Genomic DNA, 17,401 nt, shown 5'->3' on the forward strand with positions numbered 1-17,401 from the left:
TATAATCACAGGGTGGTTACGCAATCAAAAGTATCGCATTCTGCCGTCGTTCGGCGCGAGCGCATGCTGCAAGTGATCGACCAGCTCGGTTTTGCGCGCGTGGCCGATCTCAGCGAAACCTTCGGCGTCTCTGACGTCACGGTTCGAGCCGACCTCGATCTTCTCGACCAACAGCAGGCGATTCAGCGGGTTCACGGCGGTGCCGTGGTTCGTCATCGCGCCCTCGAACGCGAGCCCTCGTTCGAGCAGGCGCTCGAAGCGTCGGCCGCCGAGAAACATGCCATCGGCACTCTCGCCGCCGGGCTGGTACGTTCGGGCCAGAGCATTCTGCTCGACGTGGGGTCAACCGCACTTGCGGTTGCGAAAGCGTTCGTCGCACGAAGTGACCTCAGCGACGTGGTGATCATCACGAACGGGCTCAGCATTGCGCTGGCGCTCGAGCCGGGCATCCCGCGCTTCACTGTCATCGTCACGGGCGGCACGTTGCGCCCCCTGCAGCACTCGCTGGTCGAACCGCTCGCGTCGTCGATGCTGCGCGGGCTGCACGCCGACCTAGCATTCATCGGCTGCAACGGCGTCGACGCCGAACGCGGCGTCACCAACGTGAACCTGCCAGAAGCCCACCTCAAACAGCTGATGCTCGACTCGGCGAACCGCGCCGTTCTCATTGCCGACGGCAGCAAACTCGGCCAGGTGCACCTCGGACTCGTCGGTGGTCTCGACCGGTTCGACGCGCTGCTCACCGGCGAGGTCTCCGGGGCTCCGGATGCCCGGGGCGCCGCCACAGCGCAGGCCGCGCTAGCCCAGGCGGGCCTTCGCGTCATCACGTCAGAACGCGAAGCCGCGGCCTTCGCAGGCTAGCTCGTTCTGCTGCACCACCTCTGATTCGCCGAGCGATTCGCTCTGCGATTCGCCGCGCCGAGACGCGCTCGGCCGCACCTTATCCATGCCTCAGCCGCCCTCACGCCCCGTTCAGCGTTCTTTAAACATCAATAGTGTTGTAACCGTTGACATCTTTGATGAGAGTTGGTTTGATTCATTCAGATTCGACGGAGAATCGGGTTTGAGACCCGCCGCTCGCGACGGGATGCATTCCGTCGTCGCGACGGAACAGCGTCCGTCACTATTTGTCAGGAGAGTGGAGCAGTGCTCGTACACAGCTATAAGTCGGGGCGTGGCCGTCTGGCCCGATCGGCGCACGGTATCTCGAAGCGCGGCGCGCGCGGAATAGCCGCAGTAATTCTTTCGGCGGTGGTGGTCGTCTCGGCCGCCGCCTGTAGTTCGGGCACACCGGCGAGCGCGAGCTCGTCAGGAGCATCCGCAGCGAACGTCGACGCTGCTAAGGCAGCGATCGCACCCTTCAGTGGCGCACCGACCACCTTTCCGGTGACCGACCCGCTACCCACCGTTCCCTTCCCCTCGGGCAAGACCTTCGTGTTCTTGCAGTGCTCCACCCCGGTCTGCGCACAAGTGGCCAAAGCCTTCACCGCAGCAGTCACTGCTCTCGGCGCCACGCCTACCATCGTGAGCGCGGGCGCGACGGCCCAAACTGCTCAGGCAGCGGCCTCGAGCGTCATCGCGCTGAAGCCCGACGCCGTGATCATCAGCGGCAACGATCCTGCCCTCTACGGTGGTGCGCTGCAGACGCTCTCTGCTGCGGGCACCAAGGTGGTCTCGATTCAGGTCAACAAAGACGTCTCGCAGTACGGCATCACGTTCAACTACCTCGGTACTGACCTCAGCGCGCAGAACGGTAAGGTTCTAGCCGACTGGGTGATCGCGAACAAGGGCGCTGACGCCAACGTGGTGCTCTACACGCTGCCCGTTCTCGACCTCTCCGCTCACGTTCAGCAGGCGTTCACCGACGAGATGACCGCGAACTGCCCGTCGTGCACCGTGCGTTCGGTACCCATCGACGTTGCGACTATCGGAACGACCGCACCGCGAACCATCGTCACCGATCTGCAGGCGAACCCAGACACCAACACCGCGGTCTTCGTGAGTTACCAGACGGCCACCGGCCTGCCGGCGGCTCTGACAGCGGCTGGGCTCTCGCCCACGACGGTCGGGTTCGCGCCGACCGCCGGCAACCTGCAAGACATCAAAGACGGAAAGCTGACGGCGGGCCTCGCCATCGACTTCCCCGTCTCGATCTGGACTGCCGTTGACGCAGCAGCTCGACTGGTCGAAGGTGGCCAGCCGGTCGCCGGCGAAACGTCTGGTGAGGTTCCCGAGCAGATTCTGGAGCAGAAAGACATCACGTTCGATCCGACTCAGGGCTGGTCAGGGTACCCCGACTACGCCTCGAAGTTCACCACGCTATGGCAAGGCAAGTAGGTACCGAAACCTCGGCGCCACTTCTTCGGGTGCGGGGAATGTCGAAGACATTCCCCGGCCTGAAGGCGTTAGACGATGTGTCGCTCGAGGTTCATTCAGGCGAAGTCGTCGCGGTGCTCGGGCACAACGGGTCTGGTAAGTCGACGCTGGTCAAGATTCTGGCCGGCGTGTACCAGGCCGATTCCGGCTCGGTCGTCGAGGTGCGAAACGCCGAAGGTCAGCTCGCAGCGGGCCCGGATGCACGAAGCGATCTGCACTTCATTCATCAAGACTTGGGGCTCGCCGACATTTTGACCACGGTCGAGAACCTCGGCCTCGGCACGGCGGCTCGCGGGCGCGGGTTCGCGCCCATCCACTCACGGGCCGAACGTCGGCGCGCACAAGAACTCATCGCGAGATTCGGTGTGAACTTCGACGTCACCGTGCCGGTGGGCCGGCTTTCACCGGCACACCGGGCGATCGTCGCGATCGCCCGCGCCATGGACGGCTGGACACGGCCCGACAACGTGCTCGTACTCGACGAACCGACCACGGCTCTGCACGGCGATGAAGTACAAGTGCTGTTCGAAGCGGTGCGACGAGTCGCTGCAGCCGGAGCCGGCGTGGTGTTCATCTCGCATCGGCTCGACGAAGTGCTCGCTCTCGCCGACCGAGTCGTGGTTCTGCGCGACGGGCGCGTGGTGGCCGAGGAGTCGACCAGCAACCTCGATCACGATCAGATCGTTACGCTGATCGCCGGCCGGGCGATCGCCGACATCTCGCTCGAGGCCCGCGGAGGCCCGGCGGAACCGGTGTTGACCGTGTCGAACATCAACGGCGCCGAGATCATCGACTTTTCAATGACTCTGCGCGCCGGTGAGATCGTAGGCATCGGCGGCATTCTCGGCTCGGGCCGAGAAGAGCTGGCACCGCTGCTATTCGGCTCGAAGTACCGCTTCGGTGGCCTGGTCGAGATCGGCGGCGAAGAGTTGATCTCCGACGACACTCGTGCCGCCATCGAGAGCGGCATGGCCTATGTGCCGGCCGACCGCCGTAAGAGCGGTGCGGTCATGGAGCTGAGCGTTCGCGAGAATCTCACCCTGCCCATGATGCGCGGGCTTCGCCGCGCGTTCGGTCGTCTCGACGGCCGTGCAGAGCGCGCTGAAACGCACTCCTGGATGCAGATCGTCGGTCTGCGGCCGCCGAACCCCGAACAGGCCCTGAAGCTGTTCAGCGGTGGAAACCAGCAGAAAGTCGTGCTCGCCAAGTGGTTGCGGGTGCGTCCCCGTGTGCTGCTGCTCGACGAACCCACCCAAGGAGTCGACGTTGGCGCGAAAGCGGCGATTTACGAGCTCATCATGGCCGCGCGCAGCGACGGTACCGCCATACTGCTGTGCTCATCAGACACCAAAGAACTCGTTTCGCTCTGCGACCGTGTTCTGGTGTTCAAGGGCGGCCGCATCGTGAGCGAAGTGCAGCGCGGCGAGCTGACCGAAGAACGGCTGGTTCGCGACGAACTGGCCCTCGAAACCCGAAAGTGACGTCAGCGCACGCTGACCGGAGAGACTGAAAAACTGATGACGAATGTCGCCGTGAAGCCCAACGAGAAGGCCGCCCGTTCTGCGGTCGATGCAAGCGCTGAGGTGCCGCTCGGCGCGCGGTTGCGGCACGCCTTCGCCTTTCGCAACACGGCGGCGCTGTACCTGCTCGTCTTCATGGTGATCATCTTCTCGCTGTGGATTCCGCACACCTTCCTGACCACGGGTACCTGGCGTTCGCTGCTCTCCGACGGCGCGGTCACCGCCCTCGTCGCCGTGGGCATGGTCGTGCCGGTCGCCGCGGGCGTGGTCGACCTCTCGATCGGTGCGCAGGTGGGCTTGGGCGCGATCGTCGTCGCCCGACTGCTGGTGAGCTCGTTGCCGCTTCCGCTGGCCATCGTGCTCGCGCTGGCGGCCGGGGCTGCGGTGGGAGTGTTCTCCTGGCTGATGATCACTCGGGCGCGCATCCCTTCGTTCATCGCAACGCTCGCCATCGCGTCGCTCATCACCGCGCTGATCGCCTGGATCTCGTCGAGCGAGCAGATCATCAACCTGCCGCCCGAGTTCGCAGCGATCGGCACCGGTCAGCTGTTCGGAATCACCTACCCGTTCTTCATCATGATCGCGGTGGCACTGGTTCTCTGGTACGTGCTCGAACGCACTCCCATCGGCCGAAAGGTCTACGCAACCGGCGGTAACCCCGACGCCATGGGCGGTAACCCCGAGGCCGCGAACCTCGCGGGCATCCGCACCTCACGCATCATTCTGGGTTCGCTCGTCACCGAGGGTGTGGTTGCCGCCGGCGGTGGGCTGCTGCTGACCTCTCAGCTCTCGACGGGCGACCCGACCGTCGGGCCCGGCTACCTACTGCCCGTCATCGCGGCCGTCTTTCTCGGCTCCACGCAATTTCGGGGCGGCCGCTTCAACATCTGGGGCACCGTGGTGGCCGTCTACGTGCTGGCGGTGGGCGTGAAGGGCCTGCAACTCGCTGGCCTGCCGATCTGGATTCCTGACCTCTTCAATGGCGTCGCCCTGCTGCTCGCTGTCGGACTTGCCGCCTGGCGCGCCCCCCAGATGAGCCGGCGTGAGGCGATTGTGCGGCTGTTCCGCAACAACTCCACCCGGGCCTGGTCTCGCAAACGCGCCCGTCGCGCCGAGCTTGCAGCTCGCGTCTTCGCCGGCGACCAGGCGGCGGCCATCGCAGCGAACGCCAAGCCCCAGGCCGGTCTGGTCACGCCGCCCTGGCATGTTCGGTTGCGACACGCGCTCGCATTCCGCAACACGTCGGCGCTGTATCTGCTGGTCGTGATGGTGATCGTCTTCTCGCTCTGGATTCCGCGCACGTTCTTGACCGTCGGCACCTGGCGCTCGCTGCTCTCTGACGGCTCGATCACAACGCTGGTGGCTGTGGGCCTCGTGATACCGATCGCCGCGGGCGCCATCGATCTGGCCATCGGGGCCGAGGTCGGCCTCGGCGCCGTTCTGGTGGCCCGACTTCTGGTGGGCACCGTGCCGCTGCCGCTCGCCATTCTGCTCACGCTCGTGGCGGGTGCCGCCGTGGGCGTGTTCTCGTGGCTGATGATCACCAAGGTGCGTATTCCGTCGTTCATCGCGACGTTGGCGGTGGGTTCACTACTGACGGCTGCTATTTCCTGGATCTCGTCGAGTGAACAGATCATCAATCTGCCGCCCGATTTTGCGAACATCGGTACAGGGCAACTGTTCGGCCTGACGTACCCCTTCTACATCATGCTCATCGTCGCGATCGTTCTCTGGTTCGTGCTCGAACGAACGGCACTCGGCCGCAAGGTCTACGCCACGGGTGGCAACCCCGAGGTGGCGAGGCTCTCGGGCATCCGTACCTCTCGAGTCGTTCTCGGAGCCCTGATCACCTCGGGCGTCGTCGCGGGTGGCGCCGGTCTGCTGCTCACGTCACAGCTGTCGACGGGTGACCCCACCGTGGGCCCCGGCTACCTGCTGCCCGTGATCGCTGCCGTCTTTCTCGGCTCGACCCAGTTTCGCGGCGGTCGCTTCAACATCTGGGGCACCGTGGTGGCGGCGTACGTTCTCGCCGTCGGCGTGAAAGGCCTGCAGCTCGCCGGCCTGCCCATCTGGATTCCCGACCTGTTCAACGGTGCGGCTCTGCTGCTGGCCGTCGGTCTGGCGGCTTGGCGTCGCGTGCCGCGCACCCGCAAGACACCGCCCGCGGCTACAACTCCCGCCGCGACTTCCGCGAACACGGCAGCGACTGCTCCGCCCACCGCAACCGCGAACCCTGCCGCGTCGCACTGAACGAGGTGGGGCTAAGACGCCTTAGGCGAGCTGCGGAAAGTACTCCGAAAGCGGCGCCGGCCGGCCGATGTAGTAGCCCTGCGCCCCGTCGACCCCGATGTCGCGCAGCATCGTCAGCGACGCCTCGTCTTCGACGAACTCGGCCACGGTGTACATGCCGAGGCCCTTGCCGATCGACACCAATGACGACACCACGAGCAGGTCGAGCGGGTCGCGAGCGCCGCCGGAGACGAACTCGCCGTCGAGCTTCACGATGCCGAACGGAAGGTGCTTGAGGTAGTAGAACGAACCGTATCCCACCCCGAAATCGTCGAGCGCAAAAACACAACCGAGGGCGGTCAGCCGGTTCATGAAGGCCAAAGCGGCATCGATGCTGCTGACGGCAGCGGTTTCGGTGACCTCGAGCACCAGGCCCGTGGCATCCACTGCGCTCATGGCGAGTCTGCCCTCGATGAACTCGGCGAATGCGCTGTTGCCCACCGATTTGCCCGAGAGATTCACGTGCACCTTGATGGCGGGGGCGAATCGCTGCAATGCCACCAGGTGATCGATGGCGTGGCTGATCACCCACTCGTCGATCATCACCGCGAGCCCGGCGCTTTCTGCCGCGGTGATGAACCCGGCGGGCGGTATGAGGCTGCCGTCATCGTCGATCATGCGAACGAGAAGTTCCAGCGATGAAATGGCATTGGTTTCGAGGTCGAGAATGGGCTGAGCGTGCAGCACGAGCTGGTCGTTCTCGATGGCGGCCAGAATCTTCGCCGTCCAGTTGACCTGACTCGAGACGCGAGCGGCCAGCACCTCAGAGGGGCCCAGAAAGCTGTAGCCGTTGCGGCCGGCCTTCTTCGCGTCGTACATGGCCAGATCTGCGTCAGAGAGCAGCTCGCTCGCGCTCGTCGATTCACTGATCACGGCGACGGCGCCGATGCTCGCGGTGACCCTGCGACCGAGCGCATGACTCGTGCCGTCGGCGTCAGGCCCTTGCGCGAAAGATCGAAACCCGTCTCGCACCAAAGTGACCAGCGTTTGCGCGGTGACCTCGGCTTGGTGGCGATCACCCTCGGTGAGCAGTACGGCGAATTCGTCGCCGCCGATGCGGGCGACTGAATCGCTCGAACGAATCCAGCGCGAAAGCATCGAGGCCATGGCCACCAGAAACTCGTCACCGCCGGCATGCCCGACGCTGTCGTTGATCTCGCGAAAGTTGTCGAGGTCGAGCACGAGCACAGCCCCCGAGTCGCCGCCCCAGCGGCATGCCTCAAGGTGCGCTGTCACGCGGCGTTCGAACTCAGACCGGTTGATGAGCCCGGTGAGCGAGTCGTGCGAAGCGAGGTATTCCACATGTTCGTGATACTTCAGCTGCTCGGTGGTGTCGTAGGCGTTGATCAGCACCGACGTGGGCTCACCTGACGCTTCGCGCAGCACCACGGCCGTCACCACCGCGTTCTTGGGCTCCGACCGCAAAGCCGAGACGGGCAGAACCACTGTGGCCGTGGTTCGGCTCTCGCCTGAGCTGATGAGGTCGGCGACCCAGTTGGCGCTGTGTGGCGCGATCATGGGCAGCAGTTTCGCCGCCGAGGTCTCGAGCAGGGCATCCTGATCGCAGTCGAACAACTCGCAGAAGGCGCTGTTCACGAGCGAGATTCGCCCATCAGGGTCGACGAGCGCAATGCCCGTAGGCGCCTCGTGCACGAGTTGCTCGAATTGCGCGGTCACCTGGCGCAAGGCCAGCTCGCGGCCGCGCGCCTCGGTGACATCACGCGCCACGATCAGGGCGGTGGGATGCTCGCCGCCAGACAAGGGAACACAGGTGACCTCGGTCTCACGTTTGCCGCCCGCGTCATTGATCGAGTTCAGCAGCACGACCGAGCGCTCGCCGCTGAGCGCAGAACGATAGGCGGGTTCGAGCACCTCGACATTCACGATGTCTGACACGTCATACAGGGTCTTGCCTTGCCAGTCGAGCGCCACGCGAAAGACGCGGCCGGCCCCACTGATGAGCTGGTACCGCAGGTCTTCGTCGACCACGAACAGAATCGTGTCGGGCAGCTGCTCGAGCAGCAGTCGGGTGCGCAGTTCGCTCGCCGTCACCTCGTCGAGTCGCGCTGCGCTCTGCCGCTCTCCCGCTCGCCACTGCCGAACGACCCGGTGGATGATCGGCCCGATCAGCACCACACAGCCCACCCAGACGATGGCTCGCACCCAGTCGCTGGGCGACGCCGTCACCGACGCCGGCCCGCTCGGCAACGTCAGCGGCACGATGAGCACGGCTGCGGTGGCGAACCCCGACAGGGCCACCTCGACACGCGTGCCGTACAGAGCGAACCAGAGCACCGGCAGAAGAACCAGCGGGTCGAACCCCGAAGTGCTGTCAGAAAGCCCGCGCAGCAGCACGATGACCACGAAGAAGAGCAGTACGGGCACGGCCTGAACCCAGCGCGGCAGCCGCTGCCAGGGCAGAAACAGCGCCAGAGCCACGATGACGAGCATTGCTACAGCAGGAGCGACGAGATCTGTGACCCCGATATCGAACGGCAGCACTGCTGCGGCCACGAAAACCAGCCCGATCAGAACGACGAAGGGCACCGCTGCCAGCGAATGCAGCTTTGCCGGAGCAGACGACGTGGCAGGGCGTGCGGTCACGATACCTGAAGCCATGCCTGCGTGCCTCCCTCGGGCAGTGCAGAGGCGAGAGTGTTCTCGCCAGCTTTCACCTGTCTGGCAAACTTAGCACTCGGTCACGGCTTGCGCCCCCACTCGGCACTAGGGTTCGAGCGCTTGCAGAGCCTGTTCGATGACCGTGGCGGCGTCGTCGATCAGTTCGTCGCTGATGACCACACTCGGCAAGAACCGCAGCACGCTGTCCCAGCTGCCGGCGTCGAGCACGATGACACCGTTCGTGGTGGCGTGCTTGATGACGGCGGTGAGCGCTTCGGGGTTCGGCTTTCGGGTGCCCGGATGCACGAGCTCCACCCCGATCATGGCGCCCTTGCCGCGCACCTCTCCCACCACCGCATACGTCGTGGCCCAGTCGCCGATGCGGGCGAAGAACGCCTTCTCGACCCGCTGCGCCTCGGCGATGAGGTTCTCTTCTTCAATGAGATCGAACACGGCGAGTGCAGCCGCGGTAGAGACCGGGTTGCCGCCGAACGTTCCGCCGATGCCACCGGGCTGTACGGCATCCATGATCTCGGCCCGGCCGGTGACGGCGGCGAGCGGAAAACCGCCGGCGATGCCCTTCGCGCTGGTAACGAGGTCGGGTATGACGCCCGAGTGTTCGATGGAGTACCAGGCACCCGAGCGGGCGATGCCGGCCTGAATCTCGTCGGCGACGAAAACGATGCTGTTCTCGGTGCAGAACGCGCTGAGCGTCTGAAAGAAGCCGTCGGCGGGAATCACGATGCCGCCGTCGCCCTGAATCGGCTCGACGAACAGCGCCGCGAGCTCGGTGGCGCCGATGTGCGTGTTGATGTAGTCGATGGTGCGTTCTGCCGCCTCGACACCGGTCATGCCCTCAGGGTCACGGAACGGGTAGCTCGTGGGCACGCTGTAGATCTCACCCGGAAACGGGCCCATGCCGGCGCGCTCGGGAAACGGGCGGTAAGTCATGGCCATGGTGAGGTTGGTGCGACCGTGAAAGGCGTGGTCGAGTGCGGCGATAGCGCGGCGGCCGGTGTACTTGCGGGCGATCTTCACCGCGTTCTCCACCGCTTCTGCGCCCGAGTTCACCAGAATGGAGTGCTTCTCGAAGTCGCCAGGCGTGATCTCGGCGAGCTTCTCGGCCACCCGCAGGTAGTTCTCATACGGAGTGACCGTGAAGAGCGTATGGGTCAGTTTGCCGGCCTGCTCGGCCGCGGCAGCTGCGATTGCCGGATGCGCGTGCCCGATGGTCGTGACCCCGATGCCGCAGCCCAGGTCGATGATCTGGTTGCCGTCGACGTCGACCAGAATCGCGCCTGAGCCGTGATCCATGTAGATGTCGACGAGGGTGCCCGCCCCGCGCGAGACCACCCGGCGGCGCAATTCGTGCAGTTCGCGCGACTTCGGGCCCGGCAGTTCGGTGACGAGCTTACGTTCTTGAGAAACCGTGAAGGGTGCAGAAGCCATACACCGAGCTTAGGTCAATGCTCCTCGAGCGCTTCGCGCTTCGTCTCGCGCCGCGACCTGATGAGCGACACCGTGGCCGCAATGACGGTGAAGAGCAGAATGCCGAGAATCACATAACCGAGGTATTGCGTGACGAGCTCGGAGACGCCAGGAATGTGCCCCAGAAAGAAACCGAGCAGAACGAGCAAGAAGGTCCAGGCGACGCCGCCGATGGCGTTGTAGAGCAAGAACTTCGAGTAATGCATCTTGCCCACACCCGCGGCGACCGGGGCGAACGTGCGCACCACGGCGATGAACCGCGCGAGAATGACTGCCGCACCGCCGAAGCGAGTGAAGAAGCCCTGCGTTCGATCGACGTTCTTCTTGCTGAAGAACCCCGTCTCTTTACGCTCGAATATTCGCGGCCCCGAGCGGTAGCCGATGAAATAGCCGAGCTGGTCACCCGCGACCGCCGCCACCGAAATGGCGATGAGCACCAGCCAGAGCGGCTGCGGAATCGCGCCCGTGAAGGTCAGCAACCCCGTGAAGAAGAGCAGCGTGTCGCCAGGCAGCACGAACCCGATGAGCAGCCCGGTCTCGGCGAAGATGATGCCGCAGACGACCAGCAGCGCCCACGGCCCCGCGCTCTGCACGAGCGGTTCGGGGTTGATCGGGTTGATGCCGGCCAGGGCCGTGATGCTCGCCGCCACGTGGCTGCCGACGGCCAGGGTCGACGCGAAGATAGACGACACAATCACAGGGTGCTCACACGGCCTCACGTTGAATCGGGCTCACCGGAATCTCGGCGACAACACTCAGCCCCGATGGCCGCCGATTCGTCATGGTAACAGTGCCACCCGCCGACAACATGAGTGCCGAGACGATCGACAGACCGAGCCCCGCGCCGCCGGCTACCGATCCGGCGCCGCCGCGCGCCTCGTCTTCACGAGTGAAGCGATCGAAGGCCTGCGGCAGAAATTCTTCGCTCATGCCCGGGCCCGTGTCGGTGACGGTGAGGCGGAGGGCCGGATGCACGGGATCGTTGATGAACGCGAGGTCGGCGCCCACGGTGCCCGAGACCTCGGAATCGACCGATTCGGCGGTGATGGCCGCGATGGAGTTGCCGAGCAGGTTGTCGAGAACGCGGCCGAAGTTGTAGCGCGAGAGCGCTGCCGACCATCCGTCAGCCCAGTCGGCCGGCAGAACCTCGATGTCGTAGTCGACCACAATGCCGCTGCCGATGGCGACGATGCGCGCGCGATCGATGGAGTCGACCAGCTCGGCCGAGAGCTCGCCGACGGCGGTCTCGTCGCCGCCGACCATGCCCTCGATGCGAGTCAGTTCGAGCAGGCTCGCGGCGAGACCGGAGAGACGTTTCACGGTTCGCTCGGCCGATTCGATTTCGAGCAGCAGGGCATCCGCATCGCCCGTACTCAAGTGCGCCAGCTCGAGCTGAGTCTGCAGAATCGCGAGCGGCGTGCGCAGCTCATGGCTCGCGTCAGAGACGAGCTGTTTTTCTCGGTCAGCGGATGCCCGCAGCTGAGTAATGAGGTCGTTCAGAGTAGTGGCGAGCGCCGAAAGCTCATCGCGGGCCGGGCCCACCGGCAAGAGCTCGGTCGAGGCGCTGCCCTGCAACTCGTGGGCGGTGCGCCGCATGGCCGACACCGGCCGCAGTGCCGCCGAAGCGAGCAGCCACGAACCGAAACCGAAGAGCGCCGTGAGAATGATGAGGCCGATGGTGAGCGCCCGGGTGAGGTTGTCGACCGAGATCTTCGACGCCGATTCGTTGCGGGCGGTCACCACATGCCAGGTGCCATCGTCGGCCTCGACGGTGCGCGAAATCACGAGATAGTCGGCGGCCGGGGTGTGCACCGACTGGGTGTCGGTTCCGGCGCTGGCCAGAGCACCGAGCTGAGGCTGCAGCTCGATCGGAAAGGTCGACTCTTCGACCAGGCCGTCGGGGTTGATGATGGCGATGAGCTGGCCCTGCGCGGGCGAATCGAGTGTGCTGCCCTTGCCGGCGGCGATGTCTTGCTGAAACGGCGCAGAGTCGCTCTGCAGCAGCATCACCGATGAGTTTTCGAGAATGGACTCGACCTGATGGCGCACGACGAACGCCGTGCCCGTGAAGAAAACGGCTGCGATCACCACGGCGCCGATGGTGAGCCGCACGCGAATCGAGAGACGGCGCAGCAGGTTCATCGGCGGGTTACCGCGCTGGTCGGCAGCGGGATGCTCGTGGGTTGCTCAGACGACCTCGAGGCCATAGCCGATTCCGCGCCGGGTGGCGATCGACACGTCAGAGCCGAGCGGGTCGAGTTTACGGCGCAAGTAGCTCACGTATTGATCCACCACGTTGGCGTCGATGTGCTCGGTGCGGCCCCACACCTCGTCGAGAATCTCGGTTCTGGTGAGAATGGCGCCGGTCTTCGAGGCAAGCAGACGCAGCAGGTCGAACTCTTTCGGGCTGAGTGAGAGCGCCGCTGTGCCCACAAGGGCGCGGCGATTGTGGCTGTCGATGGTGAGCGACCCCACCGAGAGCGAAAGCGGCGGCCCCGAGGTCTCCCGACGCAGCAGAGCGCGGATGCGCGCGGTCAGTTCAGCGAACGCGAAAGGCTTGGTGAGGTAGTCGTCGGCGCCCGCGTCGAGGCCCTTGACCCGGTCATCCACGGCGTCGCGTGCCGTGAGCAGCAGAATCGGCAGCCCGGCGTTCTGCGAGCGCACGTGCCGGCAGAACTCGAAACCCGACATTCCGGGCAGCATCACGTCGACAATGGCCGCGGAGTACGACACCGCTGCGGCCGAGATGAGCCCGTCTATTCCGTTGGCAACGCGCTCGACCTCGTACCCTTCGGCGGTCAGCCCGCGCACCAGAAGCCGGCCCATTTCGTCTTCGTCTTCGACTATCAGGAGTTTCACACGCACACACCCTTCTCGGTTCGATTATGACCGTGTTCGCCGGGCGCGGGGCATCCTGAAGGCACCCAGAGTGTGAAAATTCACAGTTTGGCGTGCGGGAACAGTACAGGAATACCCCTGGGGGGTATACCGTTGAGGATGTCGAGAGGCGGCGAACACATGACACAGACCGGGCACGAGCAGCTGGAGCAGGCGGCGCATGAGCACGCGGGGCATGAGCACGCGGAGCATGAGCACGCGGAGCACGGGCACTCCAGCCACGGTGACAACTCCGGCCACTCCGGTCACGGCGAGCACTCCGGCCATGGCGACCACGTCGCCATCTTCCGCGCCAAGTTCTGGGTGACGCTGGTGCTGGCCGTGCCCACGGTGTTCTTCAGCAGCATGTTCGCGAGCATCCTCGGTTATCAGGTGCCCGACTTCGTGGGCTCGTACTGGATTTCGCCCGTCATCGGCACCGTCATCTTCTTCTGGGGCGGCGCGCCCTTCTTGCTCGGCGGACTCGCCGAGATTCGCTCCCGGCGACCCGGCATGATGCTGCTCATCGCCATGGCCATCACTGTCGCCTTCGTCGCCTCCTGGATCACCACCCTCAAGGTCGGCTCCTTTGACCTCGACTTCTGGTGGGAGCTGGCGCTGCTCGTGGTGATCATGCTGCTCGGGCACTGGATAGAAATGCGTGCACTCGGTGCGGCCTCTGGTGCACTCGACGCGCTGGCGGCACTGCTGCCCGACACGGCCGAGCGAGTCACCGTGCCGGGCGAGGTGGCGCCCGACGGCTCTCGCGATTCCGTGGTCGAGGTACCCCTCGCCGAGCTCGTCACGGGCGACGTGGTGCTCGTACGTTCGGGCGCGCGGGTTCCGGCCGACGGAACGGTGGTGGCAGGCACGGCGGCACTCGATGAGTCTATGATCACGGGCGAATCGATGGCCGTGCGGCGCGGCCAGGGCGACCGCGTCATCGCCGGAACAGTGGCAACCGATAACGCGATACGGGTTCGCGTCACGGCGGTAGGCGACGGTACCGCGCTGGCGGGCATCCAGCGACTCGTCGCCGATGCGCAGAATTCGTCGTCCCGCGCCCAAGCCTTAGCCGACCGGGCCGCCGCGTGGCTCTTCAACTACGCGGCTGGGGCCGGAATCATCACGTTCGTCGTGTGGGTGCTTCTCGGCAACGTCGACAACGCAGTGACGCGTACTGTGACCGTGCTCGTCATCGCCTGCCCGCACGCTCTCGGGCTGGCGATTCCGTTGGTCATCGCCATTTCGACCGAGCGCGCAGCGCGTGCGGGGGTATTGGTGAAGAACCGGCTCGCTCTCGAACGCATGCGCACCATCGACGTGGTGCTCTTCGACAAAACCGGAACCCTCACCCGCGGAGAGCCGGCCGTGACCGGCGCTGTGGTCGCGCGTGACACGGTCGGCGCGGCTGGCCCGGTCTCACCCGAGATTCTCACCCCCGCAACGCTGCTCTCCCTGGCCGCAGCGGTAGAGGCCGACAGCGAGCATCCCCTCGCCCGCGCCATCGTCAAGGCCGCTGCAGGTGCCGCCGACGCGGGGGCACGCGCCGGGGCGCCGGTAGCCACCGAGTTCTCGTCGGCCACCGGGCTCGGTGTGCACGGGCGAGTGGATGGCACGCTCGTCAGCGTGGGCGGCCCGGCGATGCTGCGGGCATCCGGAGCCGCGGTGCCCACCGACATTGCAGAAGCAGCGCGGGCCTGGGCCGAGCGGGGCTCCGCAGTTCTCTACGTGCTGCGCGCAGTCGAAGGCGTAGGCGAGGGTGAGGGCGAGGGCGACAACTGCGAAGTGCTCGGCGCCCTGGCGCTCGACGACGAGGTGCGCCCCGAGTCGCGCCAGGCCGTCGAAGCCCTGCATGCTCGCGGCGTGCGGGTCGCGATGATCACGGGCGATGCACACTCGGTTGCCGCATCAGTCGCGGCCGAGCTCGGCATCGACGAGTTCTTCGCCGACGTGCTGCCCGCAGACAAAGATCAGAAGGTAGCGGAGCTTCAGGCGCGGGGCCTCTCGGTCGCGATGGTGGGCGACGGCGTCAACGACGCGCCCGCACTCGCGCGAGCCGACGTGGGTATCGCGGTGGGCGGCGGAACAGACGTGGCCATCGAGTCGGCCGGAGTGGTGCTGGTGGCGAATGATCCGCGGGCGGTGCTGTCGGTCATCCAGCTCTCCCGGGCCAGCTACCGCAAAATGGTGCAGAACCTGGTGTGGGCCGCGGGGTACAACGTTCTTTCGGTGCCGCTTGCTGCCGGGGTGCTCGCACCTATCGGGTTCGTGCTCTCACCCGCGGTCGGCGCCATTCTCATGTCGCTCTCGACCATCATCGTGGCGGCCAACGCCCAGCTGCTGCGCCGAGTCGACCTCGACCCGGCACGGCTGTCGGCACGGGCATCCGGTTCGCCTGCGACCGAGCGCTAGCCTCAGGCTGCCGGCCTCAGCTCTTGAACTCTGACGTCTCGCCTGAGACCTCGTGGGCGAGTCGCGCGAGCTTGATGTCGTCGACCTCGATGCCGGCTTGCTCGAAGCGCTCGCGAATCTTCGCCAGCACCACGGGCAGGTCTTCACCGCCGTGGTCTTGCCGCACCTGCGCCACGATTCCGGTGATCTTCTCGTCGGTGGTGGCGTCGCCTGCGCCCACCATGATCGGTTCGTTCTGTTCGCCGTTGTCAGCCATGGTTCATCCTTTCACCACTCGTGGTTCGGAGCACCCGTCGAATTCGGTGGTTGACAACCCGTCATCGGGTTCGAGCGCTAGGTGGTCTTCACCACGTTGTCGCCGTGGTTGCCCACCACCTCGGTGTTGGAGCAGGTCAAGAAATGGCAGGGCTGGGTTTGCATGTGGCCCTCGATCCACTGGTTGCCGACGGCCGCGATGGTGCGAGCGAACTGGGCTTCGACGATGTACGTCCAGCCGGCGCCCGCGTCGTCGCAGGCGAAGGTGTTACCCGTGATGGTGAAGCCCTCGGTGCGGGCGTCGCTCGAGACGCCGATGATCGAGACGGCCGGGTAGGTGTTCTGGGCGAGCTTGCCGCCGTTCGAGAACATGTTGCCGATGAGCTGAATCTGCGGCTTGTCTGAGCTGAGCCAGGGCGGCATCGTGTAGACGATCGACTGCTTGCGCGAGCCTTCGAGAATGTTGTCTGAGACCAGAATGCGTTTGTTGCCGCGAAACTCGATGTTGTAGGTAGGTGACCCGTCGAGGTGATTGCCGAGTATGCGAACGGGGCCTCCTTCGATAGAGAGGTCTGCATAGCTGGCGCCCACGTTGTTGTTGATGATCCACGAGTCGTAGAAGCGGTACCCGGTGTAGATGCCGGTGCCGGTGTTCTGCTGAATGTTGCAGCGGTCGATGAAGTTCAACAGGCCGCCGTTGTCGCTGAAGGTACCGTCGTTCACGGTGATGCCAGAGGTGTTCCAGTTCAGCAGCAGCAAGCGTTCGAGGTGCGTCTTGTCGACGTGCACCGAAATGCACGGCGAGCCGAGCCCGTTGGCGTCGAGCACCAGGTTCGTGACCGTGCAGGAATACCAGATACCCGTCAGCACGGGAGTGTTGTTCGACACCTTGAGGGTAGCGATCTGCGACCCGGCGCCGGCGAGCGTGATGCTGGTGAGGCCCGCGGTGGTGTTTCCGATGGCCGCAGAGATGAGATAGGTGCCGACCGGAAACCAGACAGTGCCGCCCCCGTGCGCTGTCGCGGCGGCGATTGCGGCGTTGATGGCCGGCAGATCATCCTGAACCCCGTCGCCGACGGCGCCGTAGTCGCGAACGTTGAACACGAGCTCGTCGTGCTTGGCGACGTCGGTGGGCAGTTGCGACTCATACACGTGCCCGTTGGCATCGAGCGTGGCGAGGGTGGGCGGCAGCTGCGACTCGTAGACGTGCCCGTTCGCGTCGAGCGTGGCAAGGGTCGGCGGCAGCTGATTCAGGTAGATCAAGGCGTTCGCATCGAGCGAGGCCACGCCGTTCGCCTGCGCCTTCTCGGTTTCGGGAATGAAGCTCGGCGTCGCGTCGGTATGCAACGCGGGCAACGCCGCCCCCGACATCGCCCCCGCGAAGAGCGCCCGCCTCGTCAGCTCTGCCGCAATGATGATTTCGGTGACCATGTGCATGCTCCCTCGTGCTGCGCCGTCAGGAACCCGCTGTGAGTTGCAGCGCAAGATCTGGCTCAAGTGTAGGGGGCAATTGTTTCGCGCACCCCCCGAATTGGTGATAGCGCACTCAATGTTCGGTTGGC

Annotated in this window: 12 protein-coding genes; 5 read left to right on the forward strand and 7 right to left on the reverse strand. The window is 65.2% G+C overall.

The genetic code is table 11. The features are described from left to right. Positions 1 to 12: 12 nt before the first annotated feature. The 4 genes from IEX24_RS11580 to IEX24_RS11595 all read left to right on the forward strand — a co-directional run bounded on the left by IEX24_RS11580 (position 13) and on the right by IEX24_RS11595 (position 6,146). Entirely contained in the window at positions 13 to 861 is an 849-nt protein-coding gene (locus tag IEX24_RS11580; protein WP_229715269.1) for a DeoR/GlpR family DNA-binding transcription regulator, read from the forward strand. Between the two features lie 285 nt (positions 862 to 1,146). Beyond that, positions 1,147 to 2,337 carry a sugar ABC transporter substrate-binding protein gene (locus tag IEX24_RS11585; protein WP_188678435.1) on the forward strand — a complete coding sequence of 397 codons (1,191 nt, stop codon included), beginning with the start codon at positions 1,147 to 1,149 and terminating at the stop codon, positions 2,335 to 2,337. A gap of 38 nt (positions 2,338 to 2,375) precedes the next feature. Next, complete coding sequence (locus IEX24_RS11590; protein WP_188678437.1) at positions 2,376 to 3,857, forward strand: sugar ABC transporter ATP-binding protein; 1,482 nt, start codon at positions 2,376 to 2,378, stop codon at positions 3,855 to 3,857. 36 nt (positions 3,858 to 3,893) lie between these two features. Next, on the forward strand, positions 3,894 to 6,146 hold the full coding sequence (locus IEX24_RS11595; RefSeq protein ID WP_188678439.1) for an ABC transporter permease: 2,253 nt from the start codon (positions 3,894 to 3,896) through the stop codon (positions 6,144 to 6,146). 21 nt (positions 6,147 to 6,167) lie between these two features. Here IEX24_RS11595 and IEX24_RS11600 read toward each other — a convergent pair whose 3' ends face one another. The 5 genes from IEX24_RS11600 to IEX24_RS11620 all read right to left on the reverse strand — a co-directional run bounded on the left by IEX24_RS11600 (position 6,168) and on the right by IEX24_RS11620 (position 13,151). Continuing rightward, a complete protein-coding gene (locus tag IEX24_RS11600; RefSeq protein WP_188678441.1) occupies positions 6,168 to 8,804 on the reverse strand; it encodes a putative bifunctional diguanylate cyclase/phosphodiesterase in 2,637 nt (878 codons plus the stop codon). Positions 8,805 to 8,909: 105 nt separating this feature from the next. Continuing rightward, entirely contained in the window at positions 8,910 to 10,253 is a 1,344-nt protein-coding gene (locus tag IEX24_RS11605; protein ID WP_188678443.1) for an aminotransferase class III-fold pyridoxal phosphate-dependent enzyme, read from the reverse strand. A 14-nt stretch (positions 10,254 to 10,267) separates the two neighbouring features. Then, positions 10,268 to 10,984, reverse strand: coding sequence for a DedA family protein (locus IEX24_RS11610; protein WP_229715270.1), 717 nt, complete (start codon positions 10,982 to 10,984; stop codon positions 10,268 to 10,270). Between the two features lie 13 nt (positions 10,985 to 10,997). Beyond that, positions 10,998 to 12,434 carry a sensor histidine kinase gene (locus tag IEX24_RS19940; RefSeq protein WP_188678445.1) on the reverse strand — a complete coding sequence of 479 codons (1,437 nt, stop codon included), beginning with the start codon at positions 12,432 to 12,434 and terminating at the stop codon, positions 10,998 to 11,000. Between the two features lie 45 nt (positions 12,435 to 12,479). After that, positions 12,480 to 13,151 carry a response regulator transcription factor gene (locus IEX24_RS11620; protein ID WP_188678447.1) on the reverse strand — a complete coding sequence of 224 codons (672 nt, stop codon included), beginning with the start codon at positions 13,149 to 13,151 and terminating at the stop codon, positions 12,480 to 12,482. Positions 13,152 to 13,289: 138 nt separating this feature from the next. Here IEX24_RS11620 and IEX24_RS11625 point away from each other — a divergent pair, with 138 nt between their 5' ends. Further along, complete coding sequence (locus IEX24_RS11625) at positions 13,290 to 15,584, forward strand: heavy metal translocating P-type ATPase (RefSeq protein WP_203585985.1); 2,295 nt, start codon at positions 13,290 to 13,292, stop codon at positions 15,582 to 15,584. Between the two features lie 16 nt (positions 15,585 to 15,600). On the opposite strand, the gene IEX24_RS11630 is transcribed toward IEX24_RS11625, so the two are convergent. Beyond that, positions 15,601 to 15,840, reverse strand: coding sequence for a hypothetical protein (locus IEX24_RS11630; protein ID WP_188678451.1), 240 nt, complete (start codon positions 15,838 to 15,840; stop codon positions 15,601 to 15,603). A 77-nt stretch (positions 15,841 to 15,917) separates the two neighbouring features. Beyond that, on the reverse strand, positions 15,918 to 17,270 hold the full coding sequence (locus tag IEX24_RS11635) for a glycosyl hydrolase family 28-related protein (protein WP_188678453.1): 1,353 nt from the start codon (positions 17,268 to 17,270) through the stop codon (positions 15,918 to 15,920). Positions 17,271 to 17,401 lie beyond the last annotated feature (131 nt).

The sequence above is a fragment of the Subtercola lobariae genome (assembly GCF_014640255.1).
Taxonomy (GTDB): Bacteria; Actinomycetota; Actinomycetes; order Actinomycetales; family Microbacteriaceae; genus Subtercola; species Subtercola lobariae.